Annotated in this window: 13 protein-coding genes; 4 read left to right on the forward strand and 9 right to left on the reverse strand. The window is 73.3% G+C overall.

Features of this window, described 5'->3' with window-relative positions:
* Positions 1-10 precede the first annotated feature (10 nt).
* From ACWEEU_RS06880 to ACWEEU_RS06900, 5 genes are all read right to left on the reverse strand, one after another.
* The gene (locus ACWEEU_RS06880; protein ID WP_451729769.1) at positions 11-2,353 is read right to left on the reverse strand and encodes a SpoIIE family protein phosphatase; all 2,343 of its coding nucleotides are present in this window, start codon (positions 2,351-2,353) and stop codon (positions 11-13) included.
* Between the two features lie 103 nt (positions 2,354-2,456).
* A complete protein-coding gene (locus tag ACWEEU_RS06885; protein ID WP_451729334.1) occupies positions 2,457-2,831 on the reverse strand; it encodes a hypothetical protein in 375 nt (124 codons plus the stop codon).
* Between the two features lie 154 nt (positions 2,832-2,985).
* Positions 2,986-3,900: a MurR/RpiR family transcriptional regulator gene (locus tag ACWEEU_RS06890; protein WP_385744900.1), complete on the reverse strand. Its 915-nt coding sequence runs from the start codon at positions 3,898-3,900 to the stop codon at positions 2,986-2,988.
* 89 nt (positions 3,901-3,989) lie between these two features.
* Positions 3,990-5,687, reverse strand: coding sequence for a phospholipid carrier-dependent glycosyltransferase (locus tag ACWEEU_RS06895; protein ID WP_451729773.1), 1,698 nt, complete (start codon positions 5,685-5,687; stop codon positions 3,990-3,992).
* 137 nt (positions 5,688-5,824) lie between these two features.
* A complete protein-coding gene (locus ACWEEU_RS06900) occupies positions 5,825-6,508 on the reverse strand; it encodes a nucleoside/nucleotide kinase family protein (protein ID WP_451729337.1) in 684 nt (227 codons plus the stop codon).
* 218 nt (positions 6,509-6,726) lie between these two features.
* Between ACWEEU_RS06900 and ACWEEU_RS06905 the strand changes: the two genes are divergently transcribed.
* Entirely contained in the window at positions 6,727-7,467 is a 741-nt protein-coding gene (locus ACWEEU_RS06905; RefSeq protein ID WP_451729340.1) for an HAD family hydrolase, read from the forward strand.
* On the forward strand, positions 7,464-9,812 hold the full coding sequence (locus ACWEEU_RS06910) for a glycoside hydrolase family 65 protein (protein ID WP_385744894.1): 2,349 nt from the start codon (positions 7,464-7,466) through the stop codon (positions 9,810-9,812). The genes ACWEEU_RS06905 and ACWEEU_RS06910 overlap by 4 nt, the downstream gene beginning before the upstream one ends.
* 181 nt (positions 9,813-9,993) lie before the next feature.
* Here ACWEEU_RS06910 and ACWEEU_RS06915 read toward each other — a convergent pair whose 3' ends face one another.
* Entirely contained in the window at positions 9,994-10,428 is a 435-nt protein-coding gene (locus tag ACWEEU_RS06915) for a BlaI/MecI/CopY family transcriptional regulator (RefSeq protein ID WP_385744892.1), read from the reverse strand.
* A 51-nt stretch (positions 10,429-10,479) separates the two neighbouring features.
* Complete coding sequence (locus ACWEEU_RS06920; RefSeq protein WP_385744890.1) at positions 10,480-10,686, reverse strand: hypothetical protein; 207 nt, start codon at positions 10,684-10,686, stop codon at positions 10,480-10,482.
* Positions 10,687-10,925: 239 nt separating this feature from the next.
* On the opposite strand from ACWEEU_RS06920, the gene ACWEEU_RS06925 reads away from it, so the two are divergent.
* On the forward strand, positions 10,926-12,767 hold the full coding sequence (locus ACWEEU_RS06925) for a glycoside hydrolase family 15 protein (protein ID WP_385744888.1): 1,842 nt from the start codon (positions 10,926-10,928) through the stop codon (positions 12,765-12,767).
* On the opposite strand, the gene ACWEEU_RS06930 is transcribed toward ACWEEU_RS06925, so the two are convergent.
* Positions 12,742-13,359 (reverse strand): TetR/AcrR family transcriptional regulator, encoded by a 618-nt coding sequence (locus ACWEEU_RS06930; protein ID WP_451729346.1) that lies wholly within the window; start codon positions 13,357-13,359, stop codon positions 12,742-12,744. The genes ACWEEU_RS06925 and ACWEEU_RS06930 overlap by 26 nt on opposite strands.
* Positions 13,360-13,418: 59 nt before the next feature.
* Here ACWEEU_RS06930 and ACWEEU_RS06935 point away from each other — a divergent pair, with 59 nt between their 5' ends.
* On the forward strand, positions 13,419-13,916 hold the full coding sequence (locus ACWEEU_RS06935) for a GNAT family N-acetyltransferase (RefSeq protein WP_451729349.1): 498 nt from the start codon (positions 13,419-13,421) through the stop codon (positions 13,914-13,916).
* 16 nt (positions 13,917-13,932) lie between these two features.
* Here the strand turns inward: ACWEEU_RS06935 and ACWEEU_RS06940 are convergent, their stop codons facing one another.
* The gene (locus ACWEEU_RS06940; RefSeq protein WP_385744882.1) at positions 13,933-16,674 is read right to left on the reverse strand and encodes a SpoIIE family protein phosphatase; all 2,742 of its coding nucleotides are present in this window, start codon (positions 16,672-16,674) and stop codon (positions 13,933-13,935) included.
* Positions 16,675-16,703 lie beyond the last annotated feature (29 nt).

A 16,703-nucleotide genomic window follows, 5' to 3' on the forward strand; every position in this document is an offset into this window, starting at 1 on the left:
AGAGGTCCGGCTACTCCTCGGCCGCCGGCATCCTGATGTCCACCACGCACACGTCGTCGCGCCGCTCGTCCGCCAGCAGCGAGGCGAGCAGCGCGTCCAGCGAACCGGCGCCCTCCCTGCCCTGCGCGCGGACCGTGCCCGCCAGGCGCGACAGAGCCGTGTCCAGGCTCTCGCCGGGCCGCTCCACCAGGCCGTCCGTGTACAGCAGCAGCCGGTCGCCCGGTTCGAGGCGCAGCTCCGCCGACTCGAAGACCGGCGCCGCGCTCGCGCCGAGCAGGATGCCCCGGGGGCGCTCCACGTAACGCACCTCGGTACCGCGCACCAGCAGCGGCGGCGGATGCCCGGCCTGCGTCCAGGTGAGCACGCGGGTACGGGGGTCGTAGCGGGCGAGGATCATGGTCGCCGTGGTCAGCGCGTCCCGGGAGTGCAGCAGCAACTGGTTGAGCCGGGACAGTGCCCCGTTCAGCGAGGAGCCCGTGCTGACCATGCCCTTGGCGGTGAACCTGAGCTGCGCCATCGTCGCCACCGCGTCGATGCCGTGCCCTGCCACGTCGCCCACCACGAACAGCGCCTGATCGTCGGGGAGTTCGATCGCGCTGAACCAGTCGCCGCCGACCTGGATGCCCGACTGCGCGGGCAGATAGGCGATTTCGACGCGCAGCCCGGCAAGGCGTACCGGCTTGCGGGGCAGCGGCAGCAGCGCGTGCTGGAGCCGTCCCGCGAGCGCCCGTTCGGCCTGGAGGACACCGCGCTGGAGGAGCATCGCGCGTTCGCTCTCCACCAGGGCGAGTTCGGCGCTGCGCTGCGCGGTGAGGTCCTGAACGAAGCCGTGCACCTCCACCGGGGTGCCGTCCGGCTCCGTCACCGCCTCCGCGACGATCCGCAGATGCCGTACGCCGCGCTCGGTGTGGATGCGAAAGGGGAGGCTGAACGGCATGGCCCGGGTGGTGAGTTCGGTGATCGCCCGGGTGAGGGTGTCCGCGTCGTCCGCCGCGACCAGCCGGGGCAGCCGCTCCAGCGGCACCGGACCGGCGGCGGGGTCCTGGCCCAGTACGGCGTACGCCTGCGCGGACCAGGCCATCTCGCCGGTCACCAGGTTCCAGTTGGCCCAGCCCAGATTTCCCAGCCGCTGCACGTCGGCCAGCCGCTGCTCCTGCAGCTCCGCCGGGTCGTGCCGCAGCCAGGTCACCAGCAGACCGCCGTCCAGCGGGGCGGCCCGGACCGAGTAGGTCGCGGTCACGGGCACGCCGTCCACGGTGTCGTGGTAGGCGAACGGCTCGCTCTCGAAGGGGATCTTGGTGGTGAGCGCCTGGAGGTAGCCGTCCCACAGCGCCTCGCCCGCGACGGACGGGTAGCTCTCCAGGATGCGGCTGCCGACCATGTCCTGCCCGGTCCGGCCGAACACGTCCACCGCCTCGGGCGCCGCGGCCTCGATGCGGTAGTCCTCCACCTCTCCGGAGGAGGAGCGCAGCGGGCACAGCAGGATCGCGGCACCGGGCAGCGCGTCGAGCACGCTCTGCACGGGCTGCGGACTGTCGTCGTGGCCGTCCGGACGTGAGTCGAAGGCGCGCAGCCGTCCCGCGCACAGCCGGGCCACGGCGCGCAGCAACTGCCGCTCGCGCGGGGTGAACGGCCGCTGCTCGCCGCGCAGGACACCGAGGACGACCCCCGAGTCCGGTCCGCCGGGCATGGGCAGCCAGGCCCGGGAGCGCCAGCAGTCCGGCGGGTCGTGGAAGAGCAGATAGTGCTCCCGGTCCTTGGTCAGGTCCTCCAGCCAGTACGGCTCACCGGCCGCCAGCGCGTCCAGTGGGGCCACATTGGTCAGGGGCGGTATCCGGCGCCACCGCGCGGCGAAGGCGGGGGCGATGCCGGCGTGCCCCATCAGTGCGATGCCGCCCTCGGGCAGCCGCTCGTACAGCATCACGGCGTCGGCCCCGGCCTCGGGCGCCAGGTGACGCAGCAGACATCCCGCCAGCTCCTGCGGGGAGCCCACCCGCACCAGGTCCCGGCCCACCGCGCCGAGCACCTCCGCGACGTCGCCGGAGTCCGAGGCCGGAGCGGGGCGCCACGCGTCCCGCTCCGGGCGTCGCTCGGCCTCCCGCCCGGGCCGCTCCAGGGCGCCCAGGGTGAGCCAGCACTCCTCCAGGAGGGTGCGATTGCCCGTTCGGGCGCGCCGCAGCAGTTCGTGGTGGGCCGCGTCGGCGGACCGGCCGTCCGCCGCCATCAGGGCACCCTTGGCACGCTCCACCACAGCGGTGGTGGCGGCCTGGTCCCGCAACCGCTCAAGTTCGGCGCGCTGCCGTGCCACGGCCCGGGCCAACGCCGTGGGGTCGGCGCCGGTGCCCGGTTCCATGGGAAGCGCTGGATCGCTCGTCACGCGTTGAGCATTGCACAGGTCGTGCCGCTCGCTCACACGTCCGGCCGGTACGTGTGCCGCTCACACGGTTGGGCGCCGCTCAGCGGGTGGTGCCGCGTCCCCCGAGCGACTCGGAGACCACGCGCACGCTGCGCGCGATGTGCTGGAGCTGGAGCAGCTCGGCCGCGTAGAGCTTGATCGTGTGCTCGATGACCGATTCGGGCAGGCCGAGGGCGGGCAGCTCCGTACGGGCGGTCTGCAGCGCGGTGCGCGCGACCCGGATCTCCTGTTCGACCTGGAGCCGGGCGTGCCGGGCGAGCAGGACGGGGTGCCTGATGAGCGCCGGGTAACCGGCGTAACGGGCGGGGATCAGGTCGCGCAGCCAGCGGGCGGCCGAGCGCTCCCAGTCGTAGCTGCCCGGGGTCTTGACCTGGCATGGCCAGTCGGGGCTGATGCGCGTGGTGGTCATGGGCATGATCGTCGTCGCTTCCGGGTACGGGTGTGCCGCGTGGGGGGCGCCGGGAGCAGTATTTATATATGCCGTCGGGTTTTCAAGACGCATGAAAACATTCATGTGTGCCTGGTCACGTGGGCATCTTCCGCGGTGCGGGAACATCCGGGCCCGCGGCTCACTCCGGCAGGAAGAACTGCCGCTCCTCGGCGCCCCGCTCGTACTTCTCCAGCCGGGCCTGGGTACGCTCGGGGCCGGCGTCCGTCATGGCCTGGAGCAGCGCGGCGGCCATCACACCGGGGGCCGCGTAGGAGTCGAAGACCAGCCGGGAGCCGGTGCCCGTGGCGAAGGTGACGTCGGCCTCGTCGGGCAGCGGACCGAGCGCGAGGTCGGTGACCAGGGCGACCTTCAGACCCGCCTCGCGGGCCACCCGCAGCGCGGTCAGCGTCTCCCGCGCGTGCCGGGGCATCCCGAACGCCAGCACCCAGCTTCCGCCCGCCTCCCGCGCCTGGAGCAGCGCGTCGTACGCCACGCTCCCCCCGTGGGTCACCAGCCGTACGTCGGGGTGGATGCGCCGGGCCGCGTACCCGAAGTACTCCGCCAGCGAGGCCGAGATGCGCAGCCCGAGGACGGTCAGCGGGGTGGAGCGGGAGAGCGCGCGGCCCACCCGGACCACCTTGCCGGGGTCGGCGAGGTCGCGGCGCAGGTTCTCCAGGTTCTGGATCTCGGCGTCCACGGCGGACTGCAGCTCGTTCGCCCGGTCCGCCTCGTGCGGGCCCGGCAGCGTGCTCAGCGCGATCGACTGGAGCCGCTCGCGCAGCGCCGGATAGCCGCCGAAGCCGACGGCCGCCGCGAACCGGGTCACCGACGGCTGGCTGACGCCCACCCGGTCGGCCAGCTCGGTGATCGACAGGAACGCGGCCTCGGTGATGTGCTCGATCAGATACTGCGCGATCCGCCGCTGCCCCGGGGACAGCCGGGGCCCGTCGAAGAGCGCGCGCAGCCGGGAGGTCGGGGAGGCTTCGGCCCGGGAGACGTCCCCGCGCGTGGTGATCGCTGACGCCTGGGCGCGTGCCGCCTGCGGAGAGGGCACCGGCCCGTCGACTTTTTCTCCCACGGTCACTCAACATAGCTCACCGGCCCGTGCCGTTCGGCGGGCCGTCGCGGCCGCGGACGCCCGGCTCAGCGCCGGTACAGCGTGATCGAGTACCCCACCTGATCCACCGGACGGCTGGTCCGGATCAGCCGGGCGAGACCGCCGCGCGCCTTCGCGGCCGCCGAGTCCGACACCGCGAGCACTCCGTGCACCCGCGACAGGGGCACCACGCGCGGATCGGCGGCGTGGATGCCGTACGCCGAGGGCACCCCGCTGCCCTTGTAGACCAGCCACACCCGCTCGCCCGGATACCGCTCCCGCAGCCGGTCCCCGAGCCTGCCGAGGTCCTGGCCCCAGTCCACGTTGGAGTCGTGCAGCAGCCGGTGCGTGGCCGCCGGACCGCCGAACGCCTCGTTGGCGTACGGCAGGTAGTACGGGAACACGCGCAGCGAGGTCACCGCCGCCCAGGCCACGAGCAGCCCGGTCAGCGGCACCGCCCACCGGTACCGGGCCCGGACCGCCGTCACGCAGCCCGCCGTCACCGCCAGGAACACCGGCACGAACAGCGCGTACCGGGTGCCGAAGTCCCGCGCGCCCGTCATCGCCACGGCCAGCAGCAGCGCCGGGGGCAGCAGCAGATACGGCGCGGCGGGGCGCGGCCGACGGAGCGCCAGGACCGCCACGGCACCGGCGGCGCCCAGTGCCAGCAGGGCGAGCGGGGTCTTCACCAGGAGGGCGGCGGGGAGGTAGTACCAGAGCGGTCCCGTGTACAGCCGCCCGAACAGGAAACCCTGCCAGGCGTGGTTCTCGAAGGCGAACTGCACGCGCATCCCGGCCCGGTAGGCGGGCGGCAGCGGGAGCAGCGAGGTCAGCCTGCCGTGCAGTCCGGCCAGGGCGGGCACCGGTTCGGCGGGGGAGAAGCCGAAGCGGGGATCGACCGCCGCGTACACCGCCCACACCACGCCGACCGCCGGCACGGCCACCGCCGCCGCGCCCCCGGCACCGAGCAGCGCCCGGCGCCGCCGGTCCGCGCCGGGCAGCGCGTGCCACACGGACAGACCGGCGAGCAGCACCACCACCGGGATCGCGGGCAGGGCGCTCATCTTCGTCGCGATCGCCGCGCCGAGAGCCAGGCCCGTGAGCGGGACGTAAAGCCGGGGGCGCCGTCGCGCCCGCCAGGCCAGCCAGGCGGAGGTCACCAGGAAGCCCGTCACCGGCATGTCCAGCGTGGCCAGCGCGCCGTGCGCGATCACATCGGGCGAGAAGGCGTACAGCGCGAGCGCCACCAGGCCGCCCGGCGTCCCCGCCACGTCACGGGCGAACGCGAACACCACCAGTCCGGTCAGCAGCGTCAGCGCGATCACCGGGAGCCGGGCCCAGAGCATCAGCCGGCCCGGGTCGTTGCCCGACTCGTAGAGCAGACGGCGGCCCACGTCGCCCTGGGTGCCGGGGGACGCCGGGTCGTAGCGAGGGTCGGCCACCGCCACCCCTGCCGCGATCAACAGCTTGCCGAGCGGGGGGTGTTCGGGGTTGTAGCGCAGACGGTGTTCGCGGAGGTAGTCGGTGGCCGTCGCGACGTAGACCGGCTCGTCGATGGTGGGCGTCTGCTGGACGGCGGTGGTCACCATGGCGACGGCCATCTGACCGAGGAGCAGGGCGACGAGCACGACGAGGAGCGGGCGGCGGTGGCCCGGGGGCAGCCGGAGCCGCGCCGGGGAGAGGACGGCTCTCGGGACCTCGGCAGCCCGTTCCTGCCGGGGAGCCGTCCGCTGTTCGCTCGCCATCGCCCGCCCCACGACGGCGCCCCCGGTCGCCGGGTCGACGGCCCGCGTCACCCGCGTCCTGCGGCGCCACCGCCCCGTGAGTCCTACCGGCGGGCTCTCCGCCGTGCCCTGGGGTACGGCCCGGGGGCGGCCGGGGTTCACCCCGACGCCGGAGAGGGGACGGGCGGCGTCCCCTGCGGCGAGGGGAGCGCCGCGCAGGGCACGATCAGGTCGGCGGCGTCGCGCGTCGTCGCGATCAGGTCGGCGTTGCGCTGGTCCGGGCCCAGCACCCAGGCCACCGCGTCCGCGTGCGGCTTGCCGAACTCCTCGTGCCGGGCCACCAGACGCCGGACCCGCTCCGCCTCGTCCACCTCGCAGTACCAGACCTCGTCCAGCAGCGGCCGCACCCGCGCCCACGAACCCTCGCGCAACAGAAGGTAGTTGCCCTCAGTCACCACGAGCCGCGCGGTGGGCGGCACGGGAATGGCACCGGCGAGCGGCTGCTCCAGTACGCGCTCGAAGCCGGGCGCGTACACGACCTCGTCGGTCTCGGTCCGCAACCGCCGCAGCAGCGCCGCGTACCCGCCCGCGTCGAAGGTGTCCGGCGCGCCCTTGCGGTCCCGCCGCCCCAGCCGCTCCAGCTCGGCGTCGGCCAGATGGAACCCGTCCATCGGCACATGCGCCACCCACGGCGGCCCGTCGGTGTTGAGCGCCCGCGTCAACGACTCCGCGAGCGTCGTCTTCCCCGCCCCGGGCCCGCCCGCGACACCCAGGATCGCGCGCTCCCCGTCCCGGACGAGGCCCCGCGCGCGGACAAGAAGGTCTTCGAAGATCGACGGCATGGGGCGAAGTGTGCCACCGCCGCAGCGCCGGTGGAACGGGTGACGCGGGTGCGGCCGGGGATGTGTGGCCCGGGAGGCGTCGACGCCCGAGGCGCGTCGCGCGTCCGGCTCGCAGCCGTACCCCCGGCCCCCACACAGCCGTACGCCTCCTACCCGCCCGGCCGTACCCGGGGAAAGCACCGAGAATCCGCCCCCGCTTCCGGGGAAGGCTGGCTGTTATGACTCAGCTCGGACTGCCCGACACCATCCTGGCCTGCCTGTTCGACCTCGATGGCGTCGTGACGAAGACGGCCGTGGTCCACGCGGCCGCGTGGAAGGAGACCTTCGACGCGTACTTGCGCGGACACGAGGGGGAGCAGGGGCGTCCGTTCGACGCGGTCGCCGACTACGACGAGTACGTGGACGGACGGCCCCGCGCGGACGGCGTGCGGGCCTTCCTGGAATCGCGGGACATCCATCTGCCCGAGGGCGGTCCGGACGACCCGCCGGACGCCGACACCGTCAACGGCCTCGGCAACCGCAAGAACCAGCTGCTGCTGGAGAGGATCCGCAGCGGGGGCGTGGAGGCGTACGACGGGACGCTGCGGTACATCGAGGCGGTCAGGGCGCGGGGGCTGCCGACGGCCATCGTGTCGTCCAGCGCCAACTGCCGGGACGTGCTGCGCGCGGTCGGCGCCGAGGACCTCTTCGACGTACGGATCGACGGGATCGTCGCCGCCGAACGGCATCTGCCGGGCAAGCCGCACCCCGACACCTTCCTGGCCGCCGCCCACGACCTCGGCATCGAACCCGCCCACGCCGCCGTCTTCGAGGACGCGCTCGCCGGGATGGACGCGGGCCGCGCGGGCGGCTTCGGATACGTCGTCGGGGTCGACCGGACCGGACAGGCCGACGCGCTCTACGCCCACGGCGCGCATATCGTCGTGAAAGACCTCGCCGAGCTGGGAGGAAAGCAGTGATCACGGAGCGCGCCTACACCGTCGAACCGTGGACCGTGCGCGAAACGGCGCTCGACCTGGACATCCTCGCCCAGAGCGAGTCGGTCTTCGCGCTGTCCAACGGCCACGTCGGCTGGCGCGGCAACCTCGACGAGGGCGAGCCGCACGGTCTGCCCGGCAGCTATCTGAACGGCGTGCACGAGCTGCACCCGCTGCCGTACGCCGAGGCCGGATACGGCTACCCGGAGTCCGGGCAGAGCGTCATCGACGTCACCAACGGCAAGATCCTGCGGCTGCTCGTCGACGACGAGCCGTTCGACCTGCGCTACGGCCGCCTCGTCTCCCACGAGCGCGTCCTCGACATGCGGCGCGGCGTCCTGGAGCGCACCTGCGAGTGGACCTCGCCCGCCGGGTCGACGGTCCGGGTCCGCGCCACCCGCCTGGTCTCGCTCACCCAGCGCGCCGTGGCCGCCATCGCCTACGAGGTGGAGGCCGTCGGCCGCCGCAGCCGGGTCGTCATCCAGTCCGAGCTGGTCGCCAACGAGAGCCTGCCGGGGCCCAACGGCGACCCGCGCGCCGCGATGACCCCGCACTCCCCGCTGGAGCAGGAGGACGGCTTCGCCTCGGGCGAGCGGCTGCGCCTGGTCCACCGCACCAAGCGCAGCGGGCTGCGGGTCGCCGTCGCCGCCGACCACGTCGTCTCCGGACCCGGCCGCACCACCAGCCGCAGCGAGAGCGGCACCGACGTCGCCCGGCTCACCGTCACCTCCGTCCTGGAGCCGGGGCAGACCCTGCGGGTGGAGAAACTGGTCGCGCACGGCTGGTCCGGCACCCGTTCGCTGCCCGCGATGGCCGACCAGGTGGACGCCGCCCTCGCCGCCGCCTCGCACGACGGCTGGCAGGGACTCCTCGCCGACCAGCGGGCCTGCCTGGACGACTTCTGGGCCCGCGCCGACGTCGAGGTGGACGGCGACGAGGAGATCCAGCAGGCCGTACGCTTCGGCCTCTTCCACGTCTTCCAGGCGGGCGCCCGCGCCGAGCAGCGCGCGCTCCCCGCCAAGGGGCTCACCGGCTCCGGTTACGACGGGCACGCGTTCTGGGACACCGAGATGTTCGTGCTCCCCGTGCTCACCCACACCTCCCCGCGCGCCGTCGCCGAAGCTCTGCGCTGGCGGCACAACACCCTCGACGCCGCGCGGGAACGCGCCGCCCAACTCGGGCTCAGCGGAGCCGCGTTCCCCTGGCGCACCATCGAGGGCTCGGAGGGCTCCGCGTACTGGCCGGCCGGCACCGCCGCGTTCCATGTGAACGCGGACATCGCGGACGCGGTCGTGCGCTACGTCGAGGCCACCGGCGACGTCCGCTTCGAGCGGGAGGTCGGGGTCGAACTGCTCGTGGAGACCGCCCGGTTGTGGCGCTCGCTGGGGCATCACGATCACCACGGCGCCTTCCACATCGACGGCGTGACCGGGCCCGACGAGTACAGCGCCATCTCGGACGACAACGTGTACACCAACCTGATGGCCCGTCAGAACCTGCTCGCGGCGGCCGACATGGTCGAACGGCACCCCAAGGAGGCGCACCGGCTCGGCGCCGACGAGGAGGAGAGCGCGGCCTGGCGGGACGCCGCCGAGGCGATGAACATCCCCTACAACGAAGACCTCGGCGTCCACGAACAGAGCGCGGGCTTCACCCGCTACCAGCGCTGGGACTTCGCGGGCACCGGGCCCGACCAGTACCCGCTGATGCTGCACTTCCCGTACTTCGACCTCTACCGCAAACAGGTCGTCAAACAGGCCGACCTGATCCTCGCGATGTACACCTGCGACACCTGCTTCGACGACGAGCAGATCGCCCGGAACTTCGCCTACTACGAGCCGCTGACCGTCCGCGACTCCTCCCTGTCCGCCTGCTGCCAGGCCGTCATCGCCGCCCAGACCGGACACCTCAGGCTCGCCTACGCCTACACCACCGAGGCGGCCCTGATGGACCTGCACGACCTGGAGCACAACACCCGCGACGGACTGCACATCGCCTCGCTCGCCGGTACCTGGATGGCCCTCGTCGCGGGCTTCGGCGGTATGCGGCGCCCCGTCGGCCGCTCCGGCCTGCGCTTCGCCCCCCGCCTCCCCGAACACCTGCGCCGCCTCGCCTTCCACCTCCAGTACCGGGGACGCCGGCTCCGGGTCGAGATCAGCGCCGACAAAGCGACGTACTCCCTCCTGGACGGCCCTCCACTGGTCCTCAGCCACCACGGCGAGCCGTTCACCCTGAACACCGGCGAACCGGCTGTACGCCCCCTGCCCCCGGCACCCCTGCGGCAGGCTCCGGAACAGCCGCCGCACCGGGAGCCGCGGGACGTGTGAGGGGTTTCGTGCGGTGGGGGCGGTATGCCCTTGCCGGGCGCGGGGCTCCGGCGGCGTCCGGCGGCCGCGCCGGGGTCTCGGGCTCGGCGGGGGTCCGAGGCGAGGCCGAGGGTGACCTGGCGGGTTCGGGGCGCCGGGAAACCGTGCGCAGCCCCTGTTTCCTCCACGGCGCCCGGTCCGGCTAGGGGGTCGTGTCGGGCTCGTCGGCGCCTTCGAGGTCGGGGGCCGTTCCGGGTTCCGGGCCGCTGTCCGGGCCGGCCGTCAGGAAGCCGCGCAGCGCTCGGGCTTCCTCCGGTCGTAGCAGGGGGACCAGGCGGGCGAGGGCGCCTATGGGGTCCGGTCCCCGGTCCAGGGTGCGGCGCAGCAGCTCGGCGGTCAGTTGGGCGGGGTGTTTGGAGGGGCGGTACGCGCCTCGGCGGCCGTCCGCGTCGCGTAGGACCAGGCCCTTGTCGTAGAGGCGCTTGAGGATGGTGTGCACGGTGTTGTAGGCGAGACCGCCGATGCCGGCCTGGATCTCGGCAGGGGTCAGCGGCCGCTCGGTGGCCCAGAGCGCGGTCAGCACCTCGTTCTCCAGCGCCCCGGCGCAGCGCCGCATCCCCTTGCCGTTGCCGGTCATGGTCGAACCCGCGGCGCGCGAGACGGCCCCGCCCCGCGCGCCGCACCCGATCTAGGGCAGCAGCTTCTCGACCGCCGCCGAGCCCTCGCTCTCCAGCTTGCGGCGGGCCCAGTCCAGGTTCTTCGGCGTGACGTCCCTGCCCGCCGCCATCACCAGGTCCTCCGGCGAGACGTCCCGGGAGGGAGCGGTGTGGAGCAGGGCGTCCGGGGTGCAGTAATCGTCGGACGACCGGGACTCTTCGGATGTTGAGCTCGACATGATGCCTCCTCGTCGGTCCGGATGGGCGCATCCGTTCCGGTGCCCGCAGACGGGGCACCCTTTCACCATTGCCCGCCGGGCCGCACCCCGCATCCGGAGACTGCCCGGCGACCGGTGCCGGACCGCCTGCCCGCCCCGACGGCTCCCACACATCCCCACGCCTCCCACCTGCCACCCCCCCGCGACCCACCTCCCGCCCTAAGCTGGAAGCACCCCGATCCCACCGGGAGGCAGTGGCGATGGACGAGACCTCTTTTCAGTCGGACATCTCCGGGGGCGGACACCGCCACCTGCCCATCGCCGAGCACGGGCTCGTGGGGGATCTGCGGAGCGTGGCGCTGGTCGGAAGTGACGGGACCATCGACTGGTACTGCTGCCCGGCCTTCGACGCGCCGAGCGTGTTCGCGGCTCTGCTCGACCCCGAGCGCGGCGGACGGTTCGCGCTGGCCGCGGCCGTACCCGCCCGGACCAAGCAGTTCTACTTCCCCGACACCAACGTGCTGATCACCCGCTTCTTCACCGAGGAGGGCGTAGGGGAGGTGCAGGACTTCATGCCGGTCACCGGCGACGACCAGGTCGAGGAGTCCCGCCACCGGCTGATCCGGCGCGTGGTCTGCGTCCGCGGCACCGTCCCGTTCCGTGTCCTGGTCGCCCCGCGCTTCGGATACGGCGCCGACCCGCATACCGTGCGCGACGACCAGGGCCGGATGCTCTTCGAGTCTCCCGGGCTGTCCCTCGCGCTCACCACCACCGTCCCGCTGGAGTGCGACGGCCGTGACGCGCGAGGCGAGTTCAAGCTCGTCGAGGGCGAGACCGCCGTGTTCGCCCTCGACCAGGCCGGCGACGAGGTCGCTCCGCGCGGCTGCGCCCACGCCGAGGCCGAGCAGGAGTTCAACGCGACCGTGGCCTACTGGCGCCGCTGGCTCGCCCAGTCCCGCTACCGGGGGCGCTGGCGCGAGATGGTCCACCGCTCCGCCCTGACCCTGAAGCTGCTCACCTACGCCCCCACCGGTGCCATCGTCGCCGCCCCCACCACCAGCCTGCCCGAACAGCTCGGCGGCGAGCGCAACTGGGACTACCGCTACGTCTGGGTGCGGGACGCCGCCTTCGCCGTCTACGCCCTGCTCCGCCTCGGCTTCACCGGCGAGGCGGAGGCGTTCATGCGGTTCCTGACCACGCACATCAGCCCCGGCGACGGAGCGGCCCGCGGCCCGCTCCAGGTCATGTACGGCATCGACGGCCGCACCCGGCTCCCCGAGCGCGAACTGCCCCACCTGGAGGGCTACCGCGGCTCCGCACCGGTGCGCGTCGGCAACGCCGCCGCCGGACAGCTCCAGCTCGACATCTACGGCGCGCTGATCGACTCCATCTACCTCTACGACAAGTGGGCCCAGCCCATCTCCAGCGCCCAGTGGGACGACGTGTGCCACCTGGTCGACTGGGTCTGCGACCACTGGGACCAGCCCGACGAGGGCGTGTGGGAGACCCGGGGCGGCCGCAAGAACTTCCTGTACTCCCGGCTGATGTGCTGGGTCGCCATCGAGCGCGCCATCCGGCTCGCCAACCGCCGCGGCCTGCCCGCCGACCACCGCCGCTGGCGTCAGGCCCGCGACGACATCTACCGCCGCATCATGGACCGGGGCTGGTCGGAGCGGCGCCGCGCCTTCGTCCAGCACGAGGCCGGCGACGTACTCGACGCCTCCGTGCTGATGATGCCGCTCGCCAAGTTCATCGCCCCCACCGACCCCAAGTGGCTCTCCACCCTGGACGTGCTCACCGAGGAGCTGGTCTCCGACTCCCTCGTCTACCGCTACGACCCCGGCGCCAGTCCCGACGGGCTGCGCGGCGACGAAGGCACCTTCTCCATCTGCTCGTTCTGGTACGTCGAGGCACTCGTGCGCGCGGGGCGCCTGGACGAAGCCCGCCTCGCCTTCGAGAAGATGCTCACCTACGCCAACCATCTCGGCCTCTACGCCGAGGAGATCGGCCGCACCGGAGAGCAACAGGGCAATTTCCCGCAGGCGTTCACCCACCTCTCCCTGATCAGCGCGGCCTTCAACCTGGACCGGGCGCTGGGATGAACCGGTTCTCCACCGACGCAAGTTGGTGGTGGACCGCCGACGTGACCCGCGCCGTGTCACCCGTCGCCAGCAGGTCCAGCAGCCCGCCCCGCAGCACCGCGAGCACCAGGGTCCGCTCCAGGCGCGCCGCCTCGGAGTCCCGCAGCGCGGCGGGCTGCGCGCCCGCGAGCAGCGTCAGCCAGTCCTCCACCGTGGCCCGCGCGAAGCCGCCCCACGGGCCGTCCGGGTCGGTGAGGGAGCGGGCGTAGCTCTCCACCCACAGGGTCAGCAGACCCCGGTGGGCGTCGTCGCGCAGCCACCGCCACAGCTCCCGCGCGACCGGCCGCAGCCCGCCGGGGTCCTCCGGCGAGTCGCGCACGTCCACGATCCGCCGCAGCGCGGCCAGTTCGTCGGCCCGCGCCCGGGCGAGCAGGGCGCGGATCAGTCCGTCCTTGCTGCCGAAGAGATAGAGCAGCACCCGCGGACTGGACCCGATCGCCTCCGCGAGCGGGCGCAGGGACAGCTCCGCGAGGCCGCCGCGCAGCGCGTAGGCGTAGGCCGCCTCCAGCAGTTCCCGGCGGCGGGGGGAGGGGTCTGGCTCGGAGCGGCTCACGGGAGCTAGTCTACTGAAACAGTCGTTTCAGTGGCGCGGAAGGATACCGGGAGGACGCGATGGCGGAGCGTACGGCGGTCGTAAGGCCCCTGGGCCGGCCCGGCGACCTGGGCTGGGTCGTGATGGCCCACGGCGAGTTCTACGCCCGGGAGTTCGGCTGGGACACCGACTTCGAGGCACTGGTCTGCCGGATCGTCACCGACTACGCCGACGGCAAGGAACCCGGACCGCAGGCGGCCTGGATCGCGGAAGTGGACGGGCGGCGGGCGGGCTGTGTCTTCTGCGTGCGAGCGGACGACCGCACCGCCAAGCTGCGGCTGCTCCTCGTCGACCCGGCGGCCCGCGGGCTCGGCGTCGGCGCCCGGCTGGTCGAGGAGTGCCTGGACTTCGCCCGCGAGGCCGGGTACGAGGCGGTCACCCTGTGGACCAACGACGTCCTCGGCTCCGCCCGCCGCCTCTACCGGCGGCACGGCTTCGAGCTGACCGCCGAGGACCCGCACCACAGCTTCGGTCACGACCTGATCGGCCAGACCTGGCAGCGCCGCCTCCTCCCGTGAACGCCCCGGCCGTGTGTCACGGAAGCGGCTGCTCCGCCCAGATGATCTTGCCGGTGGGGGTGTACCGGGTGCCCCAGCGGTCCGCGATCTGCGCCACCAGGAAGAGACCCCGGCCGCCCTCGTCGGTGCTGGCCGCGTAGCGCAGATGCGGTGAGGTCGTCGTACCGTCGGAGACCTCGCAGATCAGCGAGCGGGCGAGCAGCAGCCGTACCCCGATGGGGCCGCGTCCGTAGCGGATGGCGTTGGTGACCAGTTCGCTCAGGATCAGCTCCGTGGTGAACGTCAGCTCCTCCAGGTTCCAGTCCGCGAGCTGCCGGGTCACCTTGGCCCGGATCTCCGAGACCGCCGCCGGATCGGCGGGCACCTCCCATTCGGCCACCCGGTCCTCGCCCAGCACCCGCGTCTCCGCCACGATGAGCGCCACGTCGTCGGCGGGGCGCACCGGCAGCCGGTCGAGCACGACCCGGCAGGTGTCCTCCGGCGAGGCGTCCGGCGCGTGGCCGAGCGCGTCGCGCAGGAGGTCGAGACCCACGTCGATGTCACGGTCCCGGTCCTCCACCAGACCGTCGGTGTAGAGCACCAGACGACTGCCCTCGGGCAGTTCCAGCTCCGCCGTCTCGAAGGGCAGGCCGCCCAGACCCAGCGGGGGACCGGCGGGCACGTCCGGGAACTCCACCCGGCCGTCCGGGTAGACCACCGCCGGCGGCAGATGTCCGGCGCGCGCGATGGTGCAGCGCCGGGACACCGGGTCGTACACCGCGTACAGACAGGTCGCCCCGGTCACCGCCGCCGCGCCGTCCGCCGGGGTCTCGTCCTGGTCGATCCGGCCCACCAGTTCGTCCAGGAGACCGAGGAGTTCGTCGGGCGGCAGGTCGAGCGAGGAGAAGTTGTGCACCGCCGTGCGCAGCCGGCCCATGGTCGCCGCCGCGTGCAGCCCGTGCCCGACCACGTCACCGACGACGAGCGCGACCCGGGCGCCCGGCAGCGGCAGCACGTCGAACCAGTCGCCGCCCACCCCGGACTGCGCGGGCAGATAGCGGTAGGCGATGTCCAGGGCGTCCTGCGCGGGCAGCGAGCGGGGCAGCAGGCTGCGCTGGAGGGTCACCGCCATGCTGTGCTCGCGCGTGTAGCGGCGGGCGTTGTCGATGGACACCGCCGCCCGCGCCACCAGCTCCTCGGCGAGGGTGACGTCCTCGGCGTCGAAGGGCTGCGGCTTCTCCGAGCGCCAGAAGTTGGCCACCCCGAGGATCAGGTTGCCCGTCCTGAGCGGCACCGTGATCAGCGAGTGGATGCCGTACTCGACGATCTCCCCGGTGCGCTCGAAGTCCTGCGCGTGCCAGCCCGGCGCGTCCCGCAGGTCCGGCTCCAGCACCGACTGTCCCGTGGCGAGGCTGCGGGCCTGCGGCGAGGTCGGCACGAACCGGATGCGCTCGTCCAGCGGATACAGGGGGGCGTCCTTGCGGATGCCGCTGTACGCCGCCCGGCGCAGGTCGGTGCCGGGCTTCGGCTCCTCGCCGTTCAGCACCGCGTCGAACAGGTCCACCGTCACGAAGTCCGCGAACCGGGGCACCGCCAGCTCCGCCAGCTCCTGCGCCGTACGGCTCACGTCCAGGCTGGTGCCGATGCCCACTCCGGCGTCGTACAGCATGTTCAGCCGCTCGCGGGCCACCTCCGCCCGGCCGGAGAGGGCGCGCAGCTCGGTGGAGTCGCGCAGCGTGGTGACGCTGCCGGGCGGGCCGCCCTCCAGATCGGTGGGGCGCTGGTTGATCGCGACCAGCTTGTCCTTGACCAGGTGCACCTCGTCCGTCGCGACCCGGCCGGAGGCGAGGAGACCGGCCGTCTCGTCGTCCAGGCCGAGATCGAGGACGCTGCGCATCTCGGCGTCGTCGGGCAGGTCGAGGAGGCGGTGCGCCTCGTCGTTGGCGAGCAGCAGCCGGCCGTCGCCGCCGACGATCAGCACACCCTCCCGGACGGCGTGCAGCACCGCGTCGTGATGCTCGTACATCCGGGTCATCTCGTAGGGGCCGAGGCCGTGCGTCTGCCGCAGGAGCCGTCTGCTGACCAGTGCGGTGCCCGCCGTGGCCAGCGCGAGCGCGGCCGCGGCCGCCGCGAGCAGCAACGGCACCTGCTGGTCCGCCGCCCCGCCGACGTGCGCGGTGGTGATGCCCGCGGACACCAGCCCGATCACCTTGCCGCCGGAGTCCCGCACCGGCACCACGACCTGCACCAGCGGGCCTATGGTCCCGTTCAGGTGCTCGACGACCGTGCCGCCGTTCACCGCGGGGCCGATGGTGCCGACGAACTTCTTGCCGATGCGGTCCCGGTTGGGATGGGTGTAACGGATGCCGGCGGTGTTCATCACGACGATGAAGTCCACGTGGGACGCCTTGCGCGCGGCCTCCGCGCTCGGCTGGAGCGCCGCCGTCGGGTCCGGGGTGCGCAGCGCCGCCGCCGTGCCCGGGGCGTTGGCGAACGACCCGGCGGCGGCGAGGGAACGGTTGCGCGCCTCCAGATCGCTGTCGTGCCGCACCTGGAGCACCTGTGCCACCACGGCCGCGACGACCAGCAGCAGCACGATCACGACCTGGAGGATGAACACCTGCCCCGCGACACTGCGCGCGGACATCGCCGCCCGCAGCACGCCGGGCTGGGAGCCGGGCCCTGACGCACCGTCCGGCCGGTGCGCGCCGAAGGGCGCACGCGGATGCCCGAACGAACGGGGCGTCCGCGTGTCGGGCCGGCCGGGCAGTCGCACCATGTGCCCATGTCTACACTGCCCGGCCCCAT

The sequence above is a fragment of the Streptomyces sp. NPDC005004 genome (genome assembly GCF_053600675.1).